Genomic DNA, 10,900 nt, shown 5'->3' on the forward strand with positions numbered 1-10,900 from the left:
GGGACGGGCGAGCGCGTGGCCGAGGCGGCAGACTTTCAGGGGATGAGTCCCTCACCTGCCCGTCGGTGGCTCCGGCGTACCGGAGCGCTGATCGCGGGCGCGCCTCTGCTGGCCGGCCTGTTGCAGCTGCCCGCCGGCCCGATGGCGCACGCCGCGGAGAAGGGCTCCCCGACGGATGCCGACGGTTCCCGTACGGTCAGTGTCTCCCTCGACTCGCTCACCCCGAGCGCGCCGAGCGACGGCGACACGCTGACCGTCTCGGGCACGGTCACCAACAACAGCAAGCAGGCCGTCACAGGGGCCCATGTGGGACTACGGGTCAGCCCGACGCGTCTGACCAGCCGCTCGGCCATCGACGACGCCGCCGACCGCACCGGCTTCCAGCAGAGCGCCGACGGTGCCGAGATCGGCGACAAGTACACCGAGAAGTTCGACAAGCTCCCCCCGGGTATCGCACAGGCCTTCAACATCTCCGTGCCGGTCAAGGATCTGGATCTCGGCTCCGACGGCGTCTACCAGCTCGGCGTCTCGCTTTCCGGACAGACCGCCGCGGAGCCGTACGAGCACGTACTCGGCATCCAGCGGACCTTCCTGCCCTGGCAGCCCGACGGCGCCTCCGTGAGGACGAAGACGACGTACTTGTGGCCGCTGATCTCCCCGGTCCACATGACCGCCGAGACGCTGCCCAACCAGCAGCAGACACCCGTGTTCCAGAACGACGACCTGGCCCAGGAGCTCTCTCCGGGCGGCCGTCTCTCCCAGCTCCTGTCGCAGGGCAGTGGCCTCGACGTCACCTGGGTGATCGACCCCGATCTTCTTGCCTCCGTGGACGCGATGACCGGCACCTACAGCGTCAAGGGCGAAAGCGGCAGCGTCACGCCGGGCAAGAACCAGGGGGTCGCCAAACAGTGGCTCGCCGACCTGGAGAAGGCGGTCCAGAACAAAGAGGTCGTCGCTCTCCCCTTCGCCGACCCCGACCTCGCCTCGTTCGCGCACGACGGCAAGAACGTCACCGGCTCCCTGAGTCATCTCAAGGACGCCACGGACGTCGCGGGGAGCACTGTGGAGACCATCCTCCACGTGAAACCCGAGACGGACTTCGCCTGGCCCGTGAACGGCGCGATCGACCCCTCCATCGTCAAGGTCGCCACCTCTGCGGGCGCCGACAAGGTGATCGCCCGCAGTGACAGCCTCCAGGACAACCAGCTGTCCTACACGCCCACCGCCGCTCGCCCCATCGGCGGCGGGACGACGGCCGTGGTCGCGGACGCCGGCCTCTCCACGGCGTTCGAGGGCGACATGACCTCTGCCGGCGGCTCCACGCTCGCCGTGCAGAAGTTCCTGGCCCAGAGCCTGATGATCAACCTGCAGGAGCCGGACAAGGAACGCAGCATCGTCGTGGCCCCCCAGCGGATGCCGTCCGGCAGCCAGGCGCAGTCGATGGCACAGGCGCTGACGGCCCTCCAGAGCACCCGCTGGTCGCAGTCCGCCGGGCTGTCCGAAGCGGCCAAGGTCAGGCCGGATCCGAGTGCCACGACAAAGGTGCCGTCCGCGTACCGCTACCCCTCCTCACTGCGCAAGGCCGAGCTTCCGCAGTCGGCCTTCCAGCAGATCGAGGACACCCAGGACAAACTCGACAACTTCAAGGTGATCCTCAACGACCCCTCGCGGGTCGCCACTCCCTTCGGCCGCGCCATAGACCGCGCCACGTCCACCTCCTGGCGCGGGCACACCACCCAGGCGTCCGTGTTCCGTCTGGACGTGGGGTCCTACCTCCAGCTGCTCACCAACCAGGTCCGACTGATCGACAAGTCCGAGACCAAGCTCTCGGGCCGCAGCGCCACGATCCCCGTGACCGTGCAGAACAACCTGATGCAGGGGGTCGACCACCTGGTGCTGCGGCTCACCTCGCAGCAGCCGACCCGGCTGAAGGTCGGCAACGGCCCCTACTACGAGCAGCCCATCACCGTCTCGGGCGGCCACAGCCAGTCCGTGAAGTTCACCACCACGGCCAACGCCAACGGCCGGGCCGCCGTGGTCGCCCAGCTCTTCACACAGGACGGGCAGGCGTACGGGCCCCCCATCACCTTCGATGTGAACGTCACGGAGATCACGCCCACGGTGATGCTGGTCATCGCCGGCGGTGTCCTCCTGCTGGTGCTCGCCGGATTCCGCATGTACACCCAGCGCAAGCGGATCGCCGCGCGCCAGGCTGAGGAGGAGTGCGAGGGCGGCCCGCAGGGGCCGGACGCCGACTCGGAACAGAGGGGTCTGAACAAGGGTGCGGACGGCCCCGTAGACACTGGGGACACCGAAGGTTCCGCCATGGCGCCCGAACAGGAGTCGGAGGCTGAGACCGGGGCAGACGCCCCGGAGCAGCCGAGTGACCCGACACCGGACACCGCACCGGAAAGCGCCGACCCGTCCGGCGCGGGTGAGAGAGTGGACCGTTGAGCGATGTCGTGGCCGGTGGGCCTGGTGACAATGAGGTGGGGTAACCATGAACGCGCCGTACGACGGTGACCGCGGCCAGAGTGCCGCGGGCAGCCAGGGCCACCCCGGGGGCCCGCCGCCGCACGAGCCCGGCCAGATGCCCTCGCAGCCGCCGCCGGCGGACATGTACCTCCAGGACGCCTACGACCAGGACCCCTACCGCGCACAGGACCTCTCCGCCCAGGACCCGGTGACCGAAGCGCTCTACGACCGCGCCGCGCACCCCCCGCCGCCCCCCGGCAGCTACCAGCCGCAGCAGCCCCTGTACGCACAGCCGTCGCCACCGCAGTACGCCCCCGACCCGCGCGTGTGGGCCCAGCCGCCCACACCGGAACCCGAGGGGCCCTCGCAGTACCTTCCGTACGGCGACGACCCGCGCACGACGCAGTTCGTGGGAGTCGACGACCTGGTCACCCGAGCCGGCGAGGAACACCACGAGCCGGACGCCTTCGCTCATCTCTTCCGTGACCAGCAGCAGGGTGGCGGCCATCCCGCCCATCCCTACATGGAGCAGCCGTCCGTGCCCGGCCCGGCTCCGGCGCAGTCCGCCCACCACAGCCCGGCGGGACAGTACCCGGGGCCCTCGTACGCTCCGCCGGCTCAGGACGCCCGGGCATACGCTCCCGTGCCTCCCTCGGCCGCCGCGCCGGCGGCGGCGCCTGCCCCGGCACCCGTGGCCGCGCCGAAGGGCGGACGGGCCTCAGGCCTGCTGAAGTCCAGCGCCGTCATGGCCGCGGGCACCATGGTCTCCCGCCTCACCGGCTTCATCCGCTCCGCGCTGATCGTGTCGGCACTGGGCCTCGGGCTCCTGGGCGACTCGTTCCAGGTCTCCTACCAGCTCCCGACGATGATCTACATCCTCACCGTCGGCGGCGGTCTCAACTCCGTCTTCGTGCCCCAGCTCGTCCGTGCGATGAAGGAGGACGAGGACGGGGGCGAGGCGTACGCCAACCGCCTGCTGACGCTCGTCATGGTGGCGCTGGGCGTGCTGACCGCACTGGCGATGCTCGGCGCACCCCTGCTGGTCCGGTTCCTGTCCGTCCCCGTGGCCAACGACCCGGCCGCCAACGACGTCGCCGTCACCTTCACCCGCTACTTCCTGCCGTCGATCTTCTTCATGGGCATCCATGTGGTGATGGGGCAGATCCTCAATGCGCGTGGGAAGTTCGGCGCGATGATGTGGACCCCGGTCCTCAACAACATCGTCATCATCGTGACGCTCGGTGCGTTCATCTGGGTCTACGGCACTGCCGCGGACTCCGGGATGACCGTCCACACCATCCCGCCGGAGGGCGAGCGGCTCCTGGGCATCGGTGTCCTGCTCGGACTGGTCGTCCAGGCCCTGGCGATGATCCCGTACCTCCGCGAGACCGGCTTCCGGCTCCGGCTGCGCTTCGACTGGCGGGGCCACGGCCTGGGCAAGGCCGCGATGCTCGCCAAGTGGACGGTCCTGTTCGTCCTCGCCAACCAGGCGGGCGCCATGGTCGTCACCCAGCTGTCCACGGCTTCGGGCAAGGCTTCCCCCGTCAAGGGCACCGGCTTCGCCGCCTACGCCAACGCCCAGCTGATCTGGGGCCTCCCTCAGGCGATCATCACCGTGTCCCTGATGGCCGCTCTGCTGCCGCGGATCTCGCGCTCGGCCGCCGAGGGCGACGACGGGGCCGTCCGGGACGACATCTCCCAGGGCCTGCGCACCACCGCCGTCGCGATCGTGCCGATCGCCTTCGGGTTCCTCGCGCTCGGCATCCCCATGTGTACCCTGATCTTCGGTTCCTCCGGTATCAACGACGCGACCAACATGGGCTTCATGCTGATGGCCTTCGGCCTCGGCCTGATCCCGTACTCCGTGCAGTACGTCGTGCTCCGCGCCTTCTACGCGTACGAGGACACCCGGACACCCTTCTACAACACGGTCATCGTGGCCGTCGTGAACGCAGGCGCCTCAGCGGTCTGCTACTTCGTGCTCCCGGCCCGCTGGGCCGTGGTCGGGATGGCGGCCTCGTACGGCCTGGCGTACGCGATCGGTGTCGGCGTCGCCTGGGCCCGGCTGCGCAACCGGCTGGACGGCGACCTGGACGGCTCGCGGGTGGTGCGTACGTACGCACGGCTGGGGATCGCCTCGGTGCCGGCCGCTCTGCTGAGCGGTGCGGCCTGCTACGAAATCGGCCACACGCTGGGCCAGGGCGTGGGCGGCTCGCTCGCCGCCCTGGTCTGCGGTGGCGCACTGCTTCTCGGTGTCTTCTACGTCGCCGCACGGAAGATGCGCATCGAGGAACTCAACTCAATGGTCGGCATGATCCGCGGGCGTCTCGGGCGCTGAGGCGGGGGTAGGCGCACAACCATCGCCCGCTGCTGTGTGTCGTGCATAGCGACGGAGTGTGGGCACAATTGGTTTCTGCGTCGGTCAGTGCGCAACGGATGGGGAGGCAGGAACGACGGTGGCGGAACGGAGCACGGCTGCCGTCGACGTGGCAGACAACAGCGGTGACGAGCCGCTGACCGCCAAGGCGGACCAGACCACGTCCGACGGGGTGGCCCAGGACCGGGAGCGGGATACGGACGGCGACGAGGCACAGGGGAGTGGCGGGACCGAGGGTCCCGGAAAGGCTTCGTCTCCCGAGTTGCACAGCGGCCACAAACTCGCCAGACGCTACCGCCTCGAGGAGTGCGTCACCCGTCTGGACGGATTCAGTAGTTGGCGTGCGGTGGACGAGAAACTCCGGCGTGCCGTCGGCGTTCACATCCTGCCGGCGGACCACGTACGGGCGCGTTCCGTGCTGGCCGCGGCACGCTCCTCCGCACTGCTCGGCGACCCCCGCTTTGTGCAGGTCCTGGACGCCGTCGAGGAGAACGACGTCGTCTATGTCGTGCACGAGTGGCTGCCCGACGCCGCCGAGCTGACCACCCTGCTCGCCTCCGGGCCACTGGAGGCGCACGACGCCTACCAGATGGTCACGCAGGTCACCCAGGCGATGGCCGCCGCCCACCGCGAGGGCCTGGCCCATCTGCGCCTGAACCCGGGCACCATCCTGCGGACCTCCTCCGGCCAGTGGCGCATCCGCGGTCTCGCGGTGAACGCGGCCCTGCGCGGCATCGGCTCCGACACCCCGCAGCGCACCGACACCGAGGCCATCGGCGCGCTCCTGTACGCCGCCCTCACCCAGCGCTGGCCCTACGAGGACGACGCCTACGGACTGTCCGGGCTGCCCAAGGGCGTGGGCCTGATCGCGCCCGACCAGGTGCGCGCGGGCGTCCACCGCGGTCTGTCCGAGCTCTCCATGCGTGCGCTGGTCAATGACGGTGCCACCGCCTCCCGGCACGAGTCTGCGTGCACCACGCCGGAGGAGCTGGTGAAGGCGATCGGCGAGATGCCCCGCATCCGCCCGCCGGAGCCGGCGTTCACCGCGCCGCCCGAGTACCAACGCACCACGTACCAGCAGGGCACCTACGGCCGCCCCTCGACGCATCCGGGCGCCACCGCACCCGTTCCGGCCCCGCCGCCCCCGCTGCAGAGCCCCACCGGCAAGGCGCTCAAGTGGGTCGTGTCCGCCTTGCTGATCGCCGCCTTGGGGCTGGGGAGCTGGCAGCTGGCGGAAGCACTCATGGACCACGGCGAGAAGTCCAACGACACGCACCAGACGCAGACGACGGACGGGAACGACAAGAACGGCGGCAGCCCGGCCAAGCCGGTCAGGACGCTCAAGATCCAAGGCGCTCAGGAGTTCGTGGCCAAGGGCGACGCCCAGCACCCCCAGGACGTCGGCAAGACGTACGACGGCGACAGCTCGACGTACTGGAAGAGCAACACCTTCGTAGAAGGTCCCGCGCTCGCTCCGTACAAGCCGGGCGTGGGCATCGTCTACGACCTCGGCTCGGCTCAGGAACCCGCCAAGGCGACCATCGGGCTCCGCTACGCAGGCGATCACACGACGGTCGACCTGTACACGGCCGACACGCTGACGCCGGCCTCGATGGACTCGATGCGGAAGATCGGTTCCGTCACGACGAGCGGCACCACTGCCACCGTGAAGGTCGCCGCATCGGCGAAGACGCGGTACGTCCTCGTCTGGATCACCGCTGTGCCGTACTCGGGAAGGGATGCGAGTGCCTACAGCGACCCGGGCTACAAGCAGGCCATCACCGAAGTGAAGTTCACGGGCTGACGTCCACGTCGAAGGCAGGGAGCGATCAACGCCCTGTTGCCCGAGGCTCGGCTCCTGGGTGGTCTCGTAGGACGCCCAGGGGCGCGACCGGTACCGCACGGCTTGGAGGGCTCGCCAAGGTTTCGGTAGGCCCTCAGCCAATTCATGGAGGCGTCGGGGGCATAGTCGGGAAGATCCGGCACCACCGCCTTGACCGTCCTGACTCTGTGGCATCCTGTTGGTCAGTTTCCGAGTCGGGTAACAGCGTCACGGTTGCCTCCCCTAGGGAGTCGGGGGAAATGCGTGGATAGCGGGCGGGGCCAAGCCGATCTCTCAGATTCTGATCTCCTCGCCCGTCATGTCGACGGCGATCCCGACGCCTTCGGCGAACTCGTGCGCCGACACCGCGACCGGCTCTGGGCCGTCGCTCTGAGGACGCTCGGGGACCGCGAGGAAGCCGCCGACGCCGTTCAGGACGCCCTCGTCTCCGCCTACCGGGCCGCCCACACTTTTCGTGGCCAGTCGGCCGTCACCACGTGGCTGCACCGGATCACGGTGAACGCCTGTCTCGACCGCGCCCGCAAGGCGGCCTCCAGGAAGACCTCGCCGGTCGATGACACAGAGCGGCTGGAGCAGCTCCTGGAACCGCATGAATCGGCGTCCGCTCCGGCCGAGCGCAACGATCTGCACCGTGAGCTGCTGGAAGCCCTGGGCACTCTGCCGGTGGATCAGCGGGCTGCGCTCGTCCTGGTGGACATGCAGGGGTATCCGGTCGCGGAGGCCGCCCGCATCCTCGATGTGCCGACCGGGACGGTGAAGAGCCGCTGCGCCCGCGGCAGAGCCAGACTGCTGCCGCTGCTCACTCATCTCCGGGCGGAGGGTGGCGGCGGGGACGGCAAGAAGTCGGCGGGTGGACGGAACCGGGCGGAGGGGACGTCCGTCCCACCCGCAGCAGGACCACAGGATGCAGGGCCAAGCGATTCAGCTGCTGTGAAGGGCGGAGGTGGGCGAGCGTGACATCCACGACCGGCACAGCCGGACACCCGGAAGTCGAAGAGCTTTCCGACCTCAGTGAAGGTGTTCTCCCGCCCTCCAGGAGCGCGGACGTACGGCGGCACCTCGACGACTGCGCCCTCTGCCGCGACGTGTACGCCTCCCTCGAGGAGATCCGCGGTCTCCTGGGCACGTTGCCAGGACCCGAGCGGATGCCGGACGACGTTGCCGGGCGCATTGACGCGGCACTCGCCGCGGAGGCTCTGCTCGACGCGACAGCGCTCAACGCCACGGAGGGCCCCTCTCCAGTGACTGCCGACGCTGATGTTTCACGTGAAACATCGCCCTCTTCCCCGACCGTCCGCCCGCCGGGTCACGGTCGTGCCACCACCGGGCCCGGTCGCATCAAGCGCTCTCGTCGCGGCCGCCCCAGGACTGTGGCTCTGGCAGCCGTCTTCACAGCGGCCGCTGTGGGACTGGGGACCCTACTGGTGCAGACCCTGTCCGACGACTCCGCAAAGGCTCCGCAGGCGACCCCCCAGGCGCACACCGACGCGGCACACACCTACGCCGAGGGCACCCTGCAGAGCCAGGTGGCGAACATGCTCGCCGGGAGGAAGAAGACGGGAGACGTCAGGTCCGGCAGCTCCAAGCCGTGGGGCCTCGAGTCCGACGGCGCCACGACGGAGTCGTCCGGCATGCAGCCGAACACGACGCTCCAGGACACCACCGTCAGCGTCCCGGAGTGCATCGAGCGGGCCGTACCGACGAACCTGGCCGTGCTCGCCGCCGACACGGGTGTCTTCCGGGGCACCGCGGTCTATCTCGTGGTCACTCCCAACGCCACCGACAGCGACAAGGTCACTGCGTACATCGTCGACGCCGCGTGTGTGAAGCGGGTGCCTGTGTCGCCTGGCAAGGTGCTGCTGTCCCACTCCTACGCCCGCTCCTGAGACAGCCTTGCCGTCCCACTCGCCCGCCCACTCCTGAGGCGTTCCGGCCGCGTGGCCGGAGCCCAGGTACCGCTTGGCATCTGTGTGCGGAGCCCTCTCCTCGTGTGCCCGGGCACACCGGGAATGCGGGCCCCTTAGGATCCGTTGGGTGGGGTGAGAGTACAGAGAGAGCCTCCACGAGTAGCAGCAGCAGTCTCGAGAGACGAGGAACCAAGCCGTGAGCGACGTCCGTAACGTGATCATCATCGGCTCTGGGCCCGCCGGCTATACGGCGGCGCTCTACACCGCCCGTGCGTCGCTGAAGCCCCTGGTGTTCGAGGGCGCCGTCACTGCCGGCGGTGCGCTGATGAACACCACCGACGTGGAGAACTTCCCCGGCTTCCAGGACGGCATCATGGGCCCCGAGCTCATGGACAACATGCGCGCGCAGGCCGAGCGCTTCGGTGCCGAACTCGTCCCGGACGACGTTGTCTCCGTCGACCTCAGCGGTGAGATCAAGACCGTCACGGACACCGCCGGTACGGTGCACAAGGCAAAGTCCGTCATCGTCGCCACCGGCTCTCAGCACCGCAAGCTGGGTCTGCCGAACGAGGACGCTCTCTCCGGGCGCGGTGTCTCCTGGTGCGCCACCTGTGACGGCTTCTTCTTCAAGGACCAGGACATCGCCGTGATCGGCGGCGGCGACACCGCCATGGAGGAAGCCACCTTCCTCTCCCGGTTCGCCAAGTCCGTGACGATCGTCCACCGCCGGGACACCCTGCGGGCGTCCAAGGCGATGCAGGACCGTGCCTTCGCCGACCCGAAGATCAAGTTCGTCTGGGACAGCGAGGTCGCCGAGATCAAGGGCGACCCGAAGCTGGAAAGCCTGACGCTGCGCAACCTGAAGACCGCAGAACTCAGCGAGCTGCCGGTGACCGGTCTGTTCATCGCGATCGGGCACGACCCTCGCACTGAACTCTTCAAGGGCCAGCTCAACCTTGACGAGGAGGGCTACCTCAAGGTGGACGCCCCCTCTACCCGGACCAACCTGACCGGTGTCTTCGGCGCTGGCGACGTGGTCGACCACACCTACCGCCAGGCGATCACGGCGGCCGGTACCGGTTGCTCCGCCGCCCTCGACGCCGAGCGCTTCCTCTCCGCTCTGGCGGACAGCGAGCAGCAGGCCGAGCCTGAGAAGACCACCGTCTGACCCCCCTTCCGCCCCACCGCATCACCAAGTTAGGAGCCCGCCGTGGCCGGCACCCTGAAGAATGTGACCGACGACTCCTTCGACCAGGACGTCCTCAAGAGCGACAAGCCCGTCCTGGTGGACTTCTGGGCCGCCTGGTGCGGTCCCTGCCGCCAGATCGCGCCGTCGCTCGAGTCGATCGCCGCCGAGTACGGCGACAAGATCGAGGTCGTCAAGCTCAACATCGACGAGAACCCGGCCACTGCCGCCAAGTACGGTGTCATGTCGATCCCGACCCTGAACGTCTACCAGGGCGGCGAGGTCGCCAAGACGATCGTCGGCGCCAAGCCGAAGGCCGCGCTCGTCCGCGACCTTGAGGACTTCATCGCCGAGTAAGACGGCGGGCGTCGCTGAACCCAAGCGGCGATGTTTCACGTGAAACACGAATGGGCCAGCCCTCTGGGGCTGGCCCATTCGTATGGCGCAGGTACATGGATGCGGAAGCAGAGGAGGAGCAGCGTCGGTCACAGCGGCCGGAGGGCCGGCTCCTTCTGAACGGCTCCCAGAAGGCGGTCCAGCGCCAGCTCCACATCTTCCTTCCACGACAGCGTCGTGCGCAGCTCCAGCCGAAGCCGGGGATACGTCGGATGTGGACGCACCGTCTTGAAGCCCACCGCCAGGAGATGCTCGGCAGGCAGAAGACAGGCCGGCTCCTTCCAGCGGGCATCGCCGAACGCTTCGATCGCCTTGAAGCCACGCCGCAGCAGATCCTTGGCGACTGTCTGGACCATCACACGGCCCAGGCCCTGGCCCTGGTAGCCAGGCATGATGAAGGCGGTGATCAGCTGGACCGCATCCGGCGACACAGGGCTGGTGGGGAAAGCGGAGGAACGGGGGACGTAGGCCGGTGGCGCGTACAGCACAAAGCCCACGGGTACCTCGTCCACGTACACCACTCGGCCGCACGATCCCCAGTCCAGCAGGACGGCGGAGATCCACGCTTCCTTCTCGAGCGCGGACGTCCCGGTCCTTACCGCGGCTTCACCACTGACGGGGTCGAGTTCCCAGAAGACGCACGACCGGCAGCGGTTGGGAAGGTCCTGAAGGTTGTCCAGCGTGAGCGGTACGAGCCGACGGCCCATGAAGCCTGT

Annotated in this window: 8 protein-coding genes; 7 read left to right on the top strand and 1 reads right to left on the bottom strand. The window is 68.8% G+C overall.

What is annotated here, in order from left to right:
* Positions 1-15 precede the first annotated feature (15 nt).
* From ABZ904_RS13400 to trxA, 7 genes are all read left to right on the top strand, one after another.
* Entirely contained in the window at positions 16-2,454 is a 2,439-nt protein-coding gene (locus ABZ904_RS13400; protein WP_361823065.1) for a DUF6049 family protein, read from the top strand.
* 46 nt (positions 2,455-2,500) lie between these two features.
* Positions 2,501-4,813 (top strand): murein biosynthesis integral membrane protein MurJ, encoded by a 2,313-nt coding sequence (murJ, locus tag ABZ904_RS13405; protein ID WP_361823067.1) that lies wholly within the window; start codon positions 2,501-2,503, stop codon positions 4,811-4,813.
* 118 nt (positions 4,814-4,931) lie between these two features.
* On the top strand, positions 4,932-6,656 hold the full coding sequence (locus ABZ904_RS13410; protein ID WP_359390534.1) for a protein kinase family protein: 1,725 nt from the start codon (positions 4,932-4,934) through the stop codon (positions 6,654-6,656).
* Between the two features lie 282 nt (positions 6,657-6,938).
* The gene (gene sigM / locus ABZ904_RS13415; protein ID WP_361823070.1) at positions 6,939-7,652 is read left to right on the top strand and encodes an RNA polymerase sigma factor SigM; all 714 of its coding nucleotides are present in this window, start codon (positions 6,939-6,941) and stop codon (positions 7,650-7,652) included.
* The gene (locus ABZ904_RS13420) at positions 7,649-8,581 is read left to right on the top strand and encodes a hypothetical protein (RefSeq protein WP_361823072.1); all 933 of its coding nucleotides are present in this window, start codon (positions 7,649-7,651) and stop codon (positions 8,579-8,581) included. Before sigM ends, ABZ904_RS13420 begins: the two co-directional genes overlap by 4 nt.
* Positions 8,582-8,798: 217 nt before the next feature.
* Complete coding sequence (trxB, locus tag ABZ904_RS13425; RefSeq protein WP_360990988.1) at positions 8,799-9,770, top strand: thioredoxin-disulfide reductase; 972 nt, start codon at positions 8,799-8,801, stop codon at positions 9,768-9,770.
* Between the two features lie 42 nt (positions 9,771-9,812).
* Positions 9,813-10,145, top strand: a complete 333-nt coding sequence (trxA, locus tag ABZ904_RS13430) for a thioredoxin (RefSeq protein ID WP_359390522.1) — start codon at positions 9,813-9,815, stop codon at positions 10,143-10,145.
* Positions 10,146-10,273: 128 nt separating this feature from the next.
* On the opposite strand, the gene ABZ904_RS13435 is transcribed toward trxA, so the two are convergent.
* The gene (locus ABZ904_RS13435; protein WP_359390520.1) at positions 10,274-10,891 is read right to left on the bottom strand and encodes a GNAT family N-acetyltransferase; all 618 of its coding nucleotides are present in this window, start codon (positions 10,889-10,891) and stop codon (positions 10,274-10,276) included.
* Positions 10,892-10,900: the final 9 nt, after the last annotated feature.

Origin of the sequence: Streptomyces sp. NPDC046900, from assembly GCF_040644975.1 — a bacterium.
Taxonomy (GTDB): Bacteria; Actinomycetota; Actinomycetes; order Streptomycetales; family Streptomycetaceae; genus Streptomyces.

Excerpts from the sequence above, each read along its gene's own strand:
- murJ (WP_361823067.1), top strand. The coding sequence starts at position 2,501 with ATGAACGCGCCGTACGACGGTGACCGCGGCCAGAGTGCCGCGGGCAGC.
- ABZ904_RS13435 (WP_359390520.1), bottom strand. The coding sequence starts at position 10,891 with ATGGGCCGTCGGCTCGTACCGCTCACGCTGGACAACCTTCAGGACCTT.